The organism is Marinobacter salsuginis (genome assembly GCF_009617755.1).
Taxonomy (GTDB): domain Bacteria; phylum Pseudomonadota; class Gammaproteobacteria; order Pseudomonadales; family Oleiphilaceae; genus Marinobacter; species Marinobacter salsuginis.
In genome coordinates, this window is record NZ_BGZH01000001.1 from 1,355,224 (window position 1) to 1,371,431 (window position 16,208).

12 protein-coding genes and 1 tRNA gene are annotated in these 16,208 nt (G+C 58.7%); 1 reads left to right on the plus strand and 12 read right to left on the minus strand.

Annotated elements, in window-relative coordinates; translation table 11 throughout:
• Positions 1–24 precede the first annotated feature (24 nt).
• From infB to ftsH, 9 genes are all read right to left on the minus strand, one after another.
• Positions 25–2,574 carry a translation initiation factor IF-2 gene (gene infB / locus GJU83_RS06280; protein ID WP_069181909.1) on the minus strand — a complete coding sequence of 850 codons (2,550 nt, stop codon included), beginning with the start codon at positions 2,572–2,574 and terminating at the stop codon, positions 25–27.
• Between the two features lie 18 nt (positions 2,575–2,592).
• Positions 2,593–4,086 (minus strand): transcription termination factor NusA, encoded by a 1,494-nt coding sequence (gene nusA, locus GJU83_RS06285; RefSeq protein ID WP_069181910.1) that lies wholly within the window; start codon positions 4,084–4,086, stop codon positions 2,593–2,595.
• A 55-nt stretch (positions 4,087–4,141) separates the two neighbouring features.
• Positions 4,142–4,603: a ribosome maturation factor RimP gene (rimP, locus tag GJU83_RS06290; protein ID WP_069181911.1), complete on the minus strand. Its 462-nt coding sequence runs from the start codon at positions 4,601–4,603 to the stop codon at positions 4,142–4,144.
• A 320-nt stretch (positions 4,604–4,923) separates the two neighbouring features.
• Positions 4,924–5,008 (minus strand) — tRNA-Leu (locus GJU83_RS06295).
• Between the two features lie 7 nt (positions 5,009–5,015).
• Positions 5,016–5,396: a preprotein translocase subunit SecG gene (secG, locus tag GJU83_RS06300; RefSeq protein WP_153633939.1), complete on the minus strand. Its 381-nt coding sequence runs from the start codon at positions 5,394–5,396 to the stop codon at positions 5,016–5,018.
• A 24-nt stretch (positions 5,397–5,420) separates the two neighbouring features.
• Positions 5,421–6,179 (minus strand): triose-phosphate isomerase, encoded by a 759-nt coding sequence (gene tpiA / locus GJU83_RS06305; protein ID WP_083231717.1) that lies wholly within the window; start codon positions 6,177–6,179, stop codon positions 5,421–5,423.
• Between the two features lie 75 nt (positions 6,180–6,254).
• Entirely contained in the window at positions 6,255–7,598 is a 1,344-nt protein-coding gene (gene glmM, locus GJU83_RS06310) for a phosphoglucosamine mutase (protein WP_153633940.1), read from the minus strand.
• Complete coding sequence (gene folP, locus GJU83_RS06315) at positions 7,598–8,428, minus strand: dihydropteroate synthase (RefSeq protein ID WP_069181915.1); 831 nt, start codon at positions 8,426–8,428, stop codon at positions 7,598–7,600. Before folP ends, glmM begins: the two co-directional genes overlap by 1 nt.
• Positions 8,429–8,520: 92 nt before the next feature.
• Complete coding sequence (ftsH, locus tag GJU83_RS06320) at positions 8,521–10,464, minus strand: ATP-dependent zinc metalloprotease FtsH (RefSeq protein WP_069181916.1); 1,944 nt, start codon at positions 10,462–10,464, stop codon at positions 8,521–8,523.
• 389 nt (positions 10,465–10,853) lie between these two features.
• Here ftsH and yhbY point away from each other — a divergent pair, with 389 nt between their 5' ends.
• Complete coding sequence (gene yhbY / locus GJU83_RS06325) at positions 10,854–11,165, plus strand: ribosome assembly RNA-binding protein YhbY (protein ID WP_069181917.1); 312 nt, start codon at positions 10,854–10,856, stop codon at positions 11,163–11,165.
• Between the two features lie 77 nt (positions 11,166–11,242).
• Here yhbY and greA read toward each other — a convergent pair whose 3' ends face one another.
• From greA to carA, 3 genes are all read right to left on the minus strand, one after another.
• On the minus strand, positions 11,243–11,722 hold the full coding sequence (gene greA / locus GJU83_RS06330) for a transcription elongation factor GreA (protein WP_082905172.1): 480 nt from the start codon (positions 11,720–11,722) through the stop codon (positions 11,243–11,245).
• 4 nt (positions 11,723–11,726) lie between these two features.
• Positions 11,727–14,945 carry a carbamoyl-phosphate synthase large subunit gene (gene carB / locus GJU83_RS06335; RefSeq protein WP_153633941.1) on the minus strand — a complete coding sequence of 1,073 codons (3,219 nt, stop codon included), beginning with the start codon at positions 14,943–14,945 and terminating at the stop codon, positions 11,727–11,729.
• An 80-nt stretch (positions 14,946–15,025) separates the two neighbouring features.
• Positions 15,026–16,156: a glutamine-hydrolyzing carbamoyl-phosphate synthase small subunit gene (gene carA / locus GJU83_RS06340; RefSeq protein WP_174805014.1), complete on the minus strand. Its 1,131-nt coding sequence runs from the start codon at positions 16,154–16,156 to the stop codon at positions 15,026–15,028.
• Positions 16,157–16,208 lie beyond the last annotated feature (52 nt).

Here is a 16,208-nt window from a genome sequence, read left to right on the forward strand (position 1 = left end):
AGGTTTCCTTCAAAATCGGGCGCATCAGGCGCCGGTGGACTCAAGCTTGCGCTCGACCCGGACGCGATCGAAGACCTCGATCTGGTCGCCGACTTTTACGTCGTAACCCTTAACGCCAATACCGCATTCCATGCCGTTACGGACTTCAGGCACGTCGTCCTTGAAGCGGCGCAGGGATTCCAGCTCGCCTTCAAAGATAACCACGTTGTCCCGCAGAACCCGGATCGGCTTGTTACGGTAAACGGTACCTTCAGTAACCATACAACCGGCCACCTGACCGAACTTCGGCGAACGGAACACGTCACGGACATCGGCAATACCAACGATGTCTTCGCGGAATTCCGGAGCCAGCATACCGGTCAGAGCTGCTTTCACATCATCAATCAGGTTGTAGATGATGCTGTAGTAGCGCAGATCCAGACCTTCCTGCTCCACCAGGCGCTTGGAAGCACTGTCGGCACGCACGTTGAAGCCGAAGATAACCGCGTTGGTTGCCATGGCCAGGCTGACGTCGGTCTCGGCAATGCCACCCACACCGGACGATACGATCTTCACCTGGACCTCGTCGTTACCGAGATCCTGCAGGGCCTTGGTGATGGCTTCCAGAGAACCACGAACGTCGGTCTTGAGCACCACATTGAGGGTTTTGACCTCGTCTTTGCCCATGTTCTCGAACAGGTTCTCGAGTTTGGCCGCCTGCTGACGCTGCAGACGCTGCTCCCGCTCGCGGCTCTGGCGGAATTCAGCCAGCTCTTTGGCCTTCTTCTCGTCGGCAACGGCGAAGAACTCGTCACCGGCATCCGGTGTACCGTTCAAACCAAGGATCTCGACCGGAATCGACGGGCCTGCTTCCTTGACCTGCTTGCCAGCTTCATCGGTCATCGCCCGGACCTTACCGAAGTAGGAGCCGGCCACAACCATGTCGCCCTGACGCAGGGTACCGTTCTGAACCAGTACGGTTGCCACGGAACCACGTCCACGCTCGAGACTGGATTCAACAACCACACCCTTGGCAGGCGCATCAGTGGCTGCCTCAAGTTCCAGTACTTCCGCCTGGAGCAACAGTGCTTCAAGCAGGTCTTCGATACCCTCACCGGTGTGCGCGGAAACTGGCACGAACTGGACATCACCGCCCCAGTCTTCCGGAATCACTTCCATACCGGCCAGCTCAGTCTTGACGCGATCGGGATCGGCTTCTTCCTTGTCCATCTTGTTGATGGCGACGACGATCGGAACGCCGGCAGAGCGCGCGTGATCAACCGCTTCCTTGGTCTGGGGCATGACGCCATCATCGGCGGCAACCACCAGAACCACGATGTCAGTACACTGCGCACCGCGGGCACGCATGGCAGTAAAGGCCGCGTGGCCCGGGGTATCCAGGAAGGACACCATGCCGTGATCGGTTTCCACGTGATAGGCACCGATGTGCTGAGTAATGCCACCGGACTCCCCAGAGGCCACCTTGGTACGGCGGATGTAATCCAGCAGGGAGGTCTTACCGTGGTCAACGTGACCCATCACGCTCACAACCGGAGCACGCTTGGTTTTTTCGCCACCTTCGAAGGAGAACTCGCTCAGAACCTCTTCCTCGAACGCGTCTTCACTGACCGTCTTGGCTTTATGGCCCAGCTCCTCGGTCACCAGAACCGCAGTTTCCTGGTCCAATGCCTGGTTGATGGTGGCCATGACGCCCAAGCCCATCAGGGTCTTGATGACATCCGCCGACTTGACCGCCATACGCTGGGCAAGGTCACCGACAGAAATCGTTTCTGGAATCTCTACTTCTCTGACCATTGGTTTGGTCGGCCTCTCGAAGCCATGACGCTTCTCTTTGGGTTTCTTTTTCGCACGCAGCGGCTTACGCAGCGTGGTCTCTTCCTCGTCCTCGGAGATAACCAGCGGCTCTTCCACCGGGCGGCTGCGAGGACCACGATGGCCAGCCTGCTTCTTCTTAGGCTTGCCCTCTTCAATCTCGTCGCCGCGCTCGCGAACTTTCTCTTTCTTTTTCTTCGGCTTGCGATCCTTGCCTTCGCCCTCGGGCGGCGGCATCGGCATGTCTTCCGGAGCGGGAACCGGCTCGGGCTCAGGCTCGGGCTCTTTCTTCGGCTCTGGTTTTTCTGCCTGTTCCGGCTGCTCGGATGTTGCTGCCTCGGCCGGCTTCTCTGCCTCAGGCTGCGACGCCTGCTCGGCTGCTACCTTTGGCGCTTCTTCAACCGGTGGTTGCTCCGGCTGCTGCTCTGTTACCGGCTCTTCCGGTTTCGGTGCTTCAGCCTCAGGCTGCAATTCAGCCCGTTTGATGTAGGTACGGCGCTTGCGAACCTCAACATTGACGGTCTTTGCCTTGCCGGCCTTGAGCGTGGTGGTGGTCTTACGCTTCAGGGTAATCTTGCGCGGCTCGGCGTCTGCCTCACCGTGAGTTTTTCTCAAATAGGCCAGCAACTGCTGCTTCTCATCGCTGGAGACAGAATCATTCTCGGAGCGAGCTTTCAGGCCAGCCTCCACAATCTGCTTCAGCAAACGATCCACGGGAGCGCCTACATCTTCGGCCAGTTGTTTTACCGTTACTTCAGCCATACTGGTCCTCCTCCCGAATTAGGCCTGGTCTTCAAACCAGGGGGCACGCGCGGTCATGATAAGCTGACCAGCACGCTCTTCATCCATACCTTCAATCTCGAGCAAGTCGTCTACCGACTGCTCTGCCAGATCCTCCATGGTGCGCACACCCATGCCGGCCAGTTTAAAGGCCAGGCTACGGTCCATGCCGTCCATTCCCAGAAGATCTTCTGCCGGCTCGGCACCCTCGAGCGCTTCCTCGCTTGCCAGGGCCTGGTTCAGCAGAACGTCCTTGGCACGACGGCGCAGCTCGGTGACGGTCTCTTCGTCAAAGCCTTCGATCGCCAGCATCTCTTCCATTGGCACATAGGCCACCTCTTCAATGGAGGTAAACCCTTCCTCGATCAGCACACCGGCAAATTCTTCATCAACGTCCAGATTGCCAGTGAAATGCTCGACAAGCCGGCTGTATTCCTGCTCCTGACGCTCACCGGCTTCTTCCTCGGTCATCACGTTCAGGGTCCAGCCTGTCAGGTCCGTGGCCAGGCGAACGTTCTGTCCGTTCCGGCCGATTGCCTGTGCCAGGTTGTCCTCCGCCACAGCCACTTCCATGGTGTGCCGGTCTTCATCCATAACGATGGACGCAACTTCTGCCGGCGCCATGGCATTGATTACCAGTTGGGCCGGGTTGTCGTCCCACAGCACGATATCAACACGCTCACCGCCCAGCTCATTGGACACCGCCTGAACCCGGGAGCCTCGCATACCAACGCAGGCACCAACGGGATCGATACGCCGATCGTTGGTCTTCACCGCAATCTTGGCCCGGGAACCGGGGTCACGGGCCGCACCACGGATCTCGATCAGCTCTTCAGCAATCTCCGGCACTTCAATGCGGAACAGTTCGATCAGCATCTGCGGAGAGGTGCGGCTCAGAATCAGCTGAGGGCCGCGATGATCGGTGCGAATTTCCAGCAGCAGGGAGCGCACACGGTCGCCCATGCGGAACGTCTCGCGCGGGATCAGGTATTCACGGGGCAACAGCGCCTCGGCGTTGGCACCCAGATCGACAATGACATTGTCCCGGGTCACCTTCTTTACAGTACCAGAGACCAGCTCACCAACCCGGTCGCGGTAGCTGTCCACGATCTTGGTCCGCTCTGCCTCACGAACCTTCTGGAAGATAATCTGCTTGGCGGCCTGAGCACCGATACGGCCAAAGGCTTCGGACTCAATTTTCTCCTCGTGGATATCGCCAGGCTTCAGGGCCGGGTCGATTTCCTCGGCTTCCTGCAGGGTGAGCTCGGTGCCCAGCGCAGGAACGGCATCGTTATCCACCACCAGCCAGCGGCGGAAGGTTTCGTATTCGCCGGTTTTCCGGTCGATTGATACGCGGATATCCGCCTCTTCGTCTTCAAAGCGCTTTTTGGCCGCGGTGGCCAGTGCCAGCTCGATCGCTTCAAAAATCACATCCTTCTCGACACCTTTCTCGTTCGAGACGGATTCAACCACCAGCAAGATCTCTTTACTCATTGGATTGCCCTGCCCTTAAAATCAACTGTGCGTCCACGGACTTCATTCAGATCGTTCATTCAAATACCGGCACGATGTGGGCTTTTTCAATGCTGTCGAACGGCAGCAGATACTCGTGATCATCAACGACCACAACCACATCATCACCTTCCACGCCTTTGATCAGCCCCTGAAACTTCCGGCGACCCTCAAACGCCATCCGGAGACGAATCTGAACCTGGTGACCAATAAAGGCCTCGTATTGCTCAAGACGAAACAGCGGGCGATCCATCCCCGGGGATGAGACCTCCAGTGTGTATTCGGTCTGGATGGGATCTTCCACATCCATCACACCGCTGATCTGACGACTGACCTTTTCGCAGTCGTCGATGCCGATGCCGTTCTCGGCATCGTCAATAAACACCCGTAACAGGGAATGATGGCCCTGAGAGCGGAATTCAATGCCCCAGAACTCATACCCCAGACCTTCCACGACGGGCTGAAGAATGTCTTCCAGTTGCTTAAGCTTGGCTGACAAGTTTTGCCTTCTCCGTTATCAATTTACCGGCCCCAAAAACAAAAAAAGGGCTGTTTTATCAGCCCTTTTTATGCACCAGGGCCCGTTGCGCCAGGCCCCTTAATCAAAAAGCCCCGAACAATGGGGCCTTTTGTTGCAAGAACTCGCAGGAAACAAACCGGTGTACCGTTTCCTGCTGACAGACACCTGGCCTGCCAGAAACCCGCCAGCACCACGCGGCAGGTCCCAATATCCGCCGGAGTATAGAGACGCCGGACAGACTGGTCAAGGACTGACCAAAAAAAACGGCCTGGAAACTCCAAGCCGTTTTTCTTCTAATATGGTGCCCGGGGCCGGACTCGAACCGGCACGGCTTTCGCCACTACCCCCTCAAGATAGCGTGTCTACCAGTTTCACCACCCGGGCAACATTCTTACTCGAGCTCAGGGAGATCAGACCCCCCACCCTCGGCTCCGCTGGCTGCGGCTTCGCCGTTATCGGCAGCGGTGTCAGCCGGGGCGGCACTGCTGGACTCCTGAACAACAGGAATACCCGCTTCCCCTGCCACTTCGGCACGCTGCTTGGCAAAAATCGCCAGCGAGAAACTTGTTACAAAAAATACCACTGCGAGCAGGGTCGTAAAGCGGGTCAGAAAGCTGCCGCTGCCCTGGCTACCAAAAACCGTCTGGGAAGCACCACCACCAAAGGCAGCACCAGCGTCGGCGCCTTTGCCCTGCTGGATCAGCACCAGACCCACCAGCGCCACCGCGATAACCACGTGCACAACGACTACCAGTGTTTCTACCCAATCCATAACGACTCTCGCGAACCTTTAAATTCAGGTACCCGCCGGAACACTCCGGCAAATACTCACAAAATCTTCTGCTACAAGCGACGCTCCGCCGATTAAACCGCCGTCAATATCCGGCTCGGCAAAAAGAGCGGCTGCATTATCCGCTTTTACGCTGCCCCCGTAAAGCAGGGATATCTCATTCGCCGGCGCGCCCATCTCTGAAAGCACCTGCCGGAGCGACGCATGCATTGCCTGGGCATCTTGCGCCGTCGCGGTTTTGCCTGTGCCAATTGCCCAGACCGGCTCGTAAGCAACAATCACGCGTTGCCACTGATCTTTTGCAACGCCTGCCAGCCCGGCCTTCACCTGGGAAGCGACCACAGACTCGGCTCTTCCCGCCTCGCGCTCTTCCAGAGTCTCACCGACACAGAGCACTGCATGAAGCCCGGCGCCGATGACGCGGCCAACCTTTTGCGCAACCACATCGTCTGACTCACCAAAGAGCTGACGACGCTCGGAGTGTCCGACCAGGGCATACTGACACCCTTGATCCACCGCCATTTCCGCAGCAATCTCGCCGGTGTAGGCACCGGAACTCCACTGCCCCACGTTCTGAACGCCAACCGACAGACTACCACCTGCGTTCGCGACTACGTCTCCGACATAAATTGCGGGAGGAATAATAACAACCTCGACGCCATTATCAAGAGAGGCCGTCTGGGATTGCACATCGCTTACCAGCGTCTGCGCCAGGGCTTTCGACCCGTTCATTTTCCAGTTTCCGGCTACGATCTTTCGACGCATAACAGTTCCCGAACGTGAGGGAGGGCGAACTATACAGCACTCCCTCCCGGCAGACAACCGCCTGAAAACACAAAATTAAGCAGTGGATTTTTCCACGACTTTTGCCAACTCCTCGACCACTCGCACAATTTCGTTGGCATCCTGGCCTTCCGCCATCACCCTGATCAGCGGTTCGGTTCCAGAGGCCCTGAGCAGAATTCGGCCGGAGCCGCCCAACTCTGTTTCGAATTTACGAACCGCAGCTACGATATCGTCACGACTGAACGGATCGAAGCGCTGCTCTACCCGGACATTGATCATTTTCTGGGGCAGCTTGCTCATACCCTGGCGCAGCTCGGAAAGCGTTTTCCCGGACTTCCAGACAGAGAGCAGAACCTGCAGCGCGGAAACAATACCGTCGCCGGTGCTGGTGCAGTCGCGGATAACCATGTGGCCAGAGCCCTCTCCACCCAAAACCCAGTTGTTTGCTAGCAGCCGCTCCATCACGTAACGATCGCCAACTTTCGCACGCTCGAATTCGATTCCGATTTCATTCAGCGCGAGCTCAACGCCCAGGTTGGTCATCAGCGTACCCACGACGCCGCCTTTAAGGCGATCTTCCGCAAACCGCTGGGAGGCGATCACGTAGAGCAGCTCATCGCCGTCCACTTCAGAGCCGTCACGGTCCACCATCAAAACCCGGTCGCCATCACCATCGAACGCAATGCCCAGGTCAGCGCGTTTTTCGACCACTGCGGCCTTGAGTGCGTCCAGATGCGTGGAGCCGACGTTCAGATTGATGTTAAGGCCATCCGGATCAGCGCCAATCACCGACACTTTGGCGCCAAGCTCACGAAACACCTTTGGCGCCACGTGGTAGGTGGCACCATGGGCACAATCCAACACGATGTTCATGCCGTCGAGGGTAAATTCGTTGGGCACGGTGCTCTTGCAGAATTCCACATAACGGCCGGGGGCATCATCCACTCGGGAGGCCTTGCCCAGCTCGGTTGGCCCGCAGACTTCAATGGGCTTATCCAGCCAGCGCTCAATCTCTGCCTCCAGGGCGTCATCAAGCTTGGTACCGGCCGCCGAGAAGAACTTGATACCGTTATCATGATGAGGGTTGTGGGAGGCACTGATCACAATACCCGCCGAGGCACGAAAAGTGCGGGTCAGGTAGGCAATAGCGGGCGTCGGCATCGGGCCGAGAAGCTTTACATCGACGCCTGCAGCCGCAAGGCCGGCTTCCAGGGCGGACTCGAACATGTAACCGGAAAGCCGGGTATCCTTGCCGATCAGCACGCTGTTGCGCTGACCATCCCGCTTGAAGGCCTGGCCGGCGGCCCAACCCAGTTTGAGCATGAATTCCGGCGTTATCGGAAACTCACCCACGCGTCCGCGAATACCGTCCGTACCAAAGTACTTTCTCTCGGACATCAACCTGCCTCCTTCACTGCCGCCACCACACGGACGGCGTCTACTGTTTCCCTTACATCGTGCACGCGAATAATGCTCGCACCCTTCATGGCCGCTATTGTCGCGGCCGCAACGCTTGCAGGCAACCTTTCGTTCACGTCCCGGCCGGTGATATGCCCCAGCATGGACTTCCTGGAAACGCCAACCAGTAACGGATGCCCAAGGATATGCATCTGCTCGAGACAGGCCAGCAGCTGCAGATTGTGCTCAAGGCTCTTGCCGAAACCGAAGCCGGGATCGAGAAGGATATTTTCGGGGCGAATACCGGCAAGCTCTGCAACACGCATACGCTCCGTGAGAAAGGCACTCACCTCGCGCCGCACGTTACGGTATTCGGGGCGATCCTGCATGGTATCCGGCTCCCCCTGGATATGCATGATGCAAACGGGGATACTCGCCTGTGCAGCAACTTCCGGAGCACCGTCACGCTGAAGCGCGCGAACATCATTAATAAGCCCGGCGCCGAGTTTTGCTGTCTCGGCCATGACTTCCGGTGCACTGGTGTCTACCGAAATCACCGCATCCAGCTCCCGGGCAGCGGCTTCCACCACCGGGCATACCCGATCCAGCTCCTCCTGGACGGAGACCGGCGTCGCTCCCGGCCTCGTGGATTCGCCGCCGATATCGATGAAAGTGGCGCCATCAGCAACCATCTGCCTTGCTCTGGCGAGGGCCGCATCAGGCCGGTTGAATTGCCCGCCATCGGAAAACGAATCCGGTGTTACATTCAAGATGCCCATCACATGGCAGCGGGACATATCCAGTTCCCGGCCGGCAAAATTCATTTTCATGGCAAACCTTTTTTCAATGACAAAAACAAACGCCGCCCGGAATCCGGGCGGCGCAGGGAATTACACTATTTCTAACCGGAAGCCACTGACTGTCAGTGCTCTCCAGCCGGTCGACCAACACCGGGATGACGGCCGTCATCCGTGGACTTCGGCTCCGGCGCCGCTTCAGGCTCATCGGCCTTCACGCCTCCAGTGGGGCCACTACCATCCCAACCTTTGGGCGGACGCGGTTCGCGACCTTCCATGATGTCGTCGATCTGGTAACGGTCGATAGTCTCGTATTTCATCAAGGCTTCGGCCATCAGGTCGAGCTTTTCCCGGTTGTCTATCAGGATCTGCTTGGCTTTCTCGTAGCAGCTGTCGATGATATTCCGGACTTCCTCATCAATGCGCTGGGCCGTCTCCGGCGAATACACCGTCTGGGACTGGCCCGCAGAGCGTCCGAGGAAAGGCTCTTCACTGTCGGTATCGTACTGCAAAGGCCCAAGTTTCTCGGACAGACCCCAGCGAGTCACCATGTTCCGCGCCAGGCTGGTCGCCCGCTCAATGTCGTTGGACGCACCAGTGGTAACGCCGTCAAAGCCGAGTGTCAGCTCTTCTGCGATACGACCACCGAACAAGCTGCAGATGGAGCTGATCAGGAAGCGCTTGCTGTGGCTGTACTTGTCCTCTTCGGGGAGGAACATGGTGACACCCAGAGCACGACCGCGAGGGATAATACTCACTTTGTAGACCGGATCGTGTTCCGGCATCAGCCGGCCGACAATCGCGTGCCCGGACTCGTGATACGCCGTGTTGCGCTTTTCCTTCTCGCTCATCACCATGGACTTACGCTCGGCACCCATCATGATTTTGTCTTTGGCGAGTTCGAATTCTTCCATGGACACCAGACGCTGGTTGCGACGGGCCGCAAACAGAGCTGCCTCATTGACCAGGTTAGCGAGGTCCGCACCGGAGAACCCGGGCGTGCCGCGAGCAATCAGAACCGGCTCCACGCCGTCAGCCAGGGGCACTTTCTTCATGTGCACCTTGAGGATCTGCTCACGACCAATGATGTCTGGCAGGCCAACAACAACCTGACGGTCAAAACGGCCCGGACGCAACAGTGCCGGGTCAAGAACGTCCGGACGGTTGGTTGCAGCAATGACGATAACGCCTTCGTTACCCTCAAAACCGTCCATCTCAACCAGCAACTGGTTCAGGGTCTGCTCACGCTCGTCGTGACCACCGCCCATGCCGGCACCACGATGGCGGCCGACAGCGTCGATCTCGTCAATAAAGATAATGCAGGGGCTCTGCTTCTTGGCCTGCTCGAACATGTCGCGAACCCGGGACGCGCCCACACCCACGAACATCTCGACAAAGTCAGAACCAGAGATGGAGAAGAACGGCACCTTCGCCTCGCCGGCAATGGCCTTGGCAAGCAGGGTCTTACCCGTACCAGGCTGGCCGACCATCAGAACGCCCTTCGGAATACTGCCACCGAGGCGCTGAAACTTGCTCGGATCCCGGAGGAAGTCCACCAGCTCTTTCACGTCTTCCTTGGCCTCATCAACACCGGCCACGTCCGCGAAGGTGGTCTTGATCTGGTCTTCGCTCATCAGGCGCGCCTTGCTCTTGCCGAACGACATGGGGCCTTTGCCGCCACCGCCGCCCTGCATCTGGCGCATGAAGAACACAAACAGTGCGATGATGATCAGTATCGGGAACGCAGCCACCAGCAGCTGAGTCCACAGGCTCTGGCGCTCAGGCTCCTTACCAATGACCTCGACGTTGTTTGCGAGCAGATCGTCCATCAGCTTGTTGTCAGACACCTGAGGACGGATTGTCTGGAACTGGGAGCCGTCACCACGGGTACCCTGAACCTGCAACCCATCAATTGTGACCTGACGGACCTGGCCTTGCTGGACCATCTCCACAAACTGGGAATAGTTGACTTGTTGGCCGGTGGTGGTGGGAGAGAAATTCTGAAACACCATCAGCAGCACGGCGGCTATGATTAGCCAGAGAACCAGATTTTTTGCCATATCGTTCAAGGATCATCACCTGTGAATTGAAGGGAATGCCTTTCGCAAAGCACCCTTTTCCGACACCTTACACCAATTGTACGCCCGTCCACCAGAAACGGCCCATCCGTATCGGCCACAAACCACGCACAACTAACTTCGATGAAAAGTACCCTTTAACCCTCATAGTGGGTGCCATATCTGAAATTACAACAGCAACCCAGAATATGGCTCCGTTCGTTCGAGCATTTTGACCCGTCGCCCCCGGATTGGTTCCTTCAGCCTGCAGCAACCACGTTGGTACGTGTTAACGGCCATTTTTACAGCAGGGCGATCTGGTACAATTCTGCGATTATACGTTTGAGTCAGCACTTTCGCCGCTGACCTTTTGTTAATTGCACCGATAAAGAGATTACATCATGAGTCTGTCACCGGAACAGCGCCGGGAATACCGGGCCATTGCCCACAACCTCAAGCCCGTCATCATCGTAGGCGACAAAGGCCTGTCCGAAGGACTCCAGGAAGAACTGGAGCGCGCACTGAACGATCACGAGCTGATCAAGATCAAGGTGGCCAGCCAGGATCGTGAAGCGAGGCAGGAAGCTATTACGGCCCTGTGCGAGTCCTCCGGCGCCGAGTTGGTCCAGACCATCGGAAAGATCGCCGTTATTTTGCGTCGGGCCAAGCAGCCCAACCCCAAGCTTTCCAACCTGTTGCGCCACAAGCACTGACCTGACGCCAGGGGAAGCAGGAACAAAAAAGCCGGCTGGGGAAACCCGAGCCGGCTTTTTGTTACCTGCAGATCGGATCAGACGTATTCGACCTGCTCGATCTCGTATTCCACGGTACCGGAAGGCACGCGAATGGCAACCACATCGCCTTCGCTCTTGCCCACCAGCGCCCGGGCAATGGGAGAAGAGATCGACAGCTTACCCGCCTTGATATCCGCCTCATCCTCACCAACGATCTTGTAGGTTACCTGCTCGTCGGTGTCCATGTTCAGCAGATGCACCGTGGTACCGAAGATCACCTTGCCGGTGTTCTCCATGGTGGTCACGTCGATAACCTGAGCAGCTGAGAGCTTGCCTTCGATTTCCTGAATCCGGCCTTCAATAAAGCTCTGTTGCTCTCGGGCAGCGTGGTATTCGGCGTTCTCTTTCAGGTCGCCGTGTTCACGGGCATCGGCAATCGCCGCAATAACCCGCGGACGGTCCTCGGACTTCAGCTTCTGAAGCTCCTCGCGGAGGCGGGTTTCGCCCGCCTTTGTCATCGGTACTCTGTCAGCCATAGTCTCACTTTCCTGCGTGAAGATCCTGGAGGCGGCGTACAGTGCGCTCCGGGCCAAACTTGATGGCCCGGCAGAAGGCTTCGCCGCCCGCCAGTGTTGTTGTGTAGGTCACCTTGGTCTGCAAGGCCGACTGGCGGATCTGCGCTGAGTCGGAAATAGCCTTACGACCTTCAGTGGTATTGATGATCAGCTGAACCTGACCGTTCTTGATGGCATCCACAATATGCGGACGCCCCTCACGGACCTTGTTCACCCGATCCACCTCGATTCCGGCCTCTTTCAGGGCCTTGGCGGTGCCGGTGGTGGCAATCAGCTTGAATCCGGCTTCCACCAGGTCCCGCGCCACCTTGGCGGCGCCCGGCTTGTCCACATCCCGTACGGACATGAAGGCGGTGCCTTTGGCAGGCAGACGCTCGCCCACCGCCAGGGCGGCCTTGGCAAAGGCCTCATCAAAGCTGTCACCCAGGCCCATGACCTCACCGGTCGACTTCATTTCCGGCCCCAGGATCGGATCCACCGCCGGGAACTTGTTGAACGGGAATACCGATTCTTTCACCGCGTAGTAACGCGGGATGATTTCCTGGGTGAAGCCCAGTCCGGCCAGGGTCTTGCCGGCCATGACCCGGGCGGCGACTTTGGCCAGGGACACACCGATGGCCTTGGAGACGAACGGCACGGTCCGGGAGGCCCGCGGGTTTACCTCGATCACGTAGATCTCACCATCCTGCCAGGCCAGCTGCACGTTCATCAGGCCGATCACGTCCAGCTCGATGGCCATCTTCTTGACCGCATCGCGCATCTCGTCCTGAACCTGCTGGGACAGGGTGTACGGCGGCAGTGAACAGGCGGAATCGCCGGAGTGCACCCCGGCCTGCTCGATGTGCTGCATGATGCCGCCAATCACCACATCTTTACCGTCGGAGATGGCGTCAATGTCCACCTCGATAGCGGCATTGAGGAAGTGGTCGAGCAGCACGGGGCTGTCGTTGGAGACCAGCACCGCGTTGCGCATGTAGCGCACCAGCTCTTCCTCGTCATAGACGATTTCCATGGCCCGGCCGCCCAGCACGTAGGACGGGCGAACCACCAGCGGGTAACCGATTTCCCGGGCCGCCAGGATGCCTTCCTCGTGGCTGCGCACGGTGGCGTTCTCCGGCTGTTTCAGCCCCAGGCGCTGGATCATCTGCTGGAACCGTTCCCGGTCCTCGGCGCGGTCGATGGCGTCCGGGCTGGTGCCGATGATGGGTACGCCGGCCGCTTCCAGGCCACGGGCCAGTTTCAGCGGGGTCTGGCCGCCGTACTGGACAATCACGCCCTTGGGCTTCTCGACGTGGATGATTTCCAGCACGTCTTCCAGGGTGATCGGCTCGAAGTACAACCGGTCGGAGGTGTCGTAGTCAGTGGACACGGTCTCCGGGTTGCAGTTGATCATGATGGTTTCGTAGCCGTCTTCACGCATGGCCAGGGCCGCGTGAACACAACAGTAGTCAAACTCGATGCCCTGCCCGATCCGGTTGGGGCCACCACCAATCACTACGATCTTCTCTCGATCGCTGGCGTCGGCCTCGCACTCTTCCTCATAGGTGGAGTACATGTAGGCGGTGTCGGAGGCAAACTCGGCGGCACAGGTATCCACGCGCTTGTAAACCGGGCGGATGCCCAGGTCGTGGCGCAGTTTGCGCAGGCTTACCTCGGAGATGCCCAGCAGTTTGGCCAGGCGGGCGTCGGAGAAGCCCTTGCGCTTGAGGCGGAACAGGGTGGCTTGGTCAATGTCGGCCTTGCCGGCACTCTTCAGGGCCTGCTCTTCTTTGATCAAGTCTTCAATCTGCACCAGGTACCAGGGGTCCACCTTGGTGTGAGCGAATACGTCCTCGACACTCATGCCGGCCCGGAAGGCGTCACCGATGTACCAGACGCGATCGGCTCCAGGAACGTTCAGTTCCCGGGTCAGGGTTTCCCGGGCGTTTTCCGAGGTCAGTTCTTCCAGCTTTTCATCAAAGCCTTCGGAGCCTACTTCCAGGCCGCGCAGGGCTTTCTGCAGGGACTCCTGGAAGGTCCGACCGATGGCCATGACCTCACCCACCGATTTCATCTGGGTGGTCAGGCGGGCGTCAGCCTGGGGGAACTTCTCGAAGGTGAACCGCGGGATCTTGGTGACCACGTAGTCGATGGACGGCTCGAACGAGGCCGGGGTGACGCCGCCGGTGATTTCGTTGCGCAGTTCGTCCAGGGTGTAGCCCACGGCCAGTTTGGCGGCGACCTTGGCGATCGGGAAGCCGGTGGCCTTGGAGGCCAGGGCCGAGGAACGGGACACTCGCGGGTTCATCTCGATCACGACCATACGGCCGGTGTCCGGGTTGATGCCGAACTGGACGTTGGAACCGCCGGTTTCCACACCGATCTCACGCAGGACCGCCAGGGAGGCGTTCCGCATGATCTGGTATTCCTTGTCGGTGAGGGTCTGGGCCGGGGCCACGGTGATGGAATCCCCGGTGTGCACGCCCATGGCGTCGAAGTTCTCGATGGCGCAGACGATGATGCAGTTGTCGTTCTTGTCGCGGACAACTTCCATCTCGTACTCTTTCCAGCCGATCAGGGATTCGTCGATCAGCAGTTCGTTGGTGGGCGACAGGTCCAGGCCACGGGTACAGATTTCTTCGAATTCGTCGCGGTTGTACGCGATACCACCGCCGGAGCCACCCATGGTGAAGGAGGGGCGGATGATGCACGGGAAGCCGATGTCGTCGGCCACTTTCCAGGCTTCTTCCATGGAGTGGGCGATGGTGGCGCGGGGGCATTCCAGGCCGATCTTCTTCATGGCCTTGTCGAAGCGGTCCCGGTCTTCGGCTTTGTCGATGGTGTCCGCGTTGGCGCCGATCATTTCCACGCCGTGTTTTTCCAGGATGCCGTGGCGCTCAAGATCCAGGGCGCAGTTCAGTGCGGTCTGGCCGCCCATGGTCGGCAGCAGCGCATCCGGCTGCTCTTTCTCGATGATCTTCTCGACAGTCTTCCAGGTGATCGGCTCGATGTAAGTGGCATCGGCCATGACCGGGTCGGTCATGATGGTGGCCGGGTTGGAGTTCACCAGGATGACCCGGTAGCCCTCTTCGCGCAGCGCCTTGCAGGCCTGGGCTCCGGAGTAATCAAACTCGCACGCCTGCCCGATCACGATGGGGCCGGCGCCCAGGATCAGGATGCTTTGGATGTCGGTACGTTTTGGCATGTCTTGGTAAACCTGTCAGCAACTTTTGAATTCTTGCAGCGCTACATATGGCGCCCGTGAGCTTTCCGTGGCGATCGACCTCAGGCCGATCGCGCTTCCATCAGGCGGATAAACTCGTCAAACAGCGGGGCCACATCATGAGGACCGGGGCTGGCTTCCGGGTGCCCCTGGAAGCTGTAAGCTGGCTTGTCGGTCCGGCGGATGCCCTGCAGGGTACCGTCAAACAGGGACTTGTGAGTCGCCTCGACGTTGGCCGGCAGTGTTGCCTCATCCACGGCAAACCCGTGGTTCTGGCTGGTGATCATCACGGTTCCCTTGGCGATATCCTGCACCGGATGGTTGGCGCCGTGGTGGCCATGGCCCATCTTCATGGTTTTCGCACCGCTAGCCAGGGCCAGCAGCTGGTGCCCCAGGCAAATGCCAAACACCGGGATCTCGGTTTCCAGGACTTCCTTGATGGCGGTGATGGCGTAATCGCAGGGCTCGGGGTCACCGGGGCCGTTGGAAAGGAAGATCCCGTCCGGATTCATCGCCAGCACTTCGGAGGCCGGGGTCTGGGCCGGAACCACGGTAATGTCACAGCCGCGGGAGGCGAGCATGCGCAGGATGTTGAGCTTTACACCATAATCCCAGGCAACCACTTTGAACCGGGATTCCTTACGTTCACCGTAGCCCTCGCCCAGAGTCCACTCGGTCTCGCTCCAGGACCAGATCTTGTCGGAGGTAACTTCTTTCGCCAGATCCATGCCTTTCAGGCCGGGGAAGGCTTTGGCCAGCTCCAGCGCGCGCTCGGCGGTGGCGTTTTCTCCGGCCACGATGGCACCGTTCTGGGAACCTTTGTCCCGGAGGATGCGAGTAAGGCGACGGGTATCAATGTCAGCGATACCAACAATGTTGTTGCTTCGCAGGTAGTCGTCCAGGCTTCCCTTGCTGCGCCAGTTGCTGGCCAGCAGCGGCAGATCGCGAATAATCAGGCCGGCGGCCTGGATGCGGTCTGACTCGATGTCTTCTTCGTTCACACCGGTGTTACCAATGTGCGGGTAAGTCAGGGTTACGATCTGGCGGGAGTAGGACGGGTCGGTCAGGATTTCCTGGTAGCCGGTCATGGCGGTGTTGAACACCACTTCACCGCTGGTTTCTCCGTCGGCGCCAATGGCGCTGCCGTAGAACAGGCTTCCGTCTGCGAGTGCAAGGATTGCGGGTGTGCTCAAGGCTTGTATCCTCATCGAGTGGCGTATCGGTTCGTCACGAACAGGAACGCAA

Bases quoted from the DNA above. Each gene is read 5' to 3' on its own strand.
- greA (WP_082905172.1), bottom strand. From the start codon at position 11,722: ATGGCTGACAGAGTACCGATGACAAAGGCGGGCGAAACCCGCCTCCGC.
- tpiA (WP_083231717.1), bottom strand. From the start codon at position 6,179: ATGCGTCGAAAGATCGTAGCCGGAAACTGGAAAATGAACGGGTCGAAA.
- yhbY (WP_069181917.1), top strand. From the start codon at position 10,854: ATGAGTCTGTCACCGGAACAGCGCCGGGAATACCGGGCCATTGCCCAC.
- glmM (WP_153633940.1), bottom strand. From the start codon at position 7,598: ATGTCCGAGAGAAAGTACTTTGGTACGGACGGTATTCGCGGACGCGTG.
- infB (WP_069181909.1), bottom strand. From the start codon at position 2,574: ATGGCTGAAGTAACGGTAAAACAACTGGCCGAAGATGTAGGCGCTCCC.
- nusA (WP_069181910.1), bottom strand. From the start codon at position 4,086: ATGAGTAAAGAGATCTTGCTGGTGGTTGAATCCGTCTCGAACGAGAAA.
- secG (WP_153633939.1), bottom strand. From the start codon at position 5,396: ATGGATTGGGTAGAAACACTGGTAGTCGTTGTGCACGTGGTTATCGCG.
- folP (WP_069181915.1), bottom strand. From the start codon at position 8,428: ATGAAAATGAATTTTGCCGGCCGGGAACTGGATATGTCCCGCTGCCAT.
- carB (WP_153633941.1), bottom strand. From the start codon at position 14,945: ATGCCAAAACGTACCGACATCCAAAGCATCCTGATCCTGGGCGCCGGC.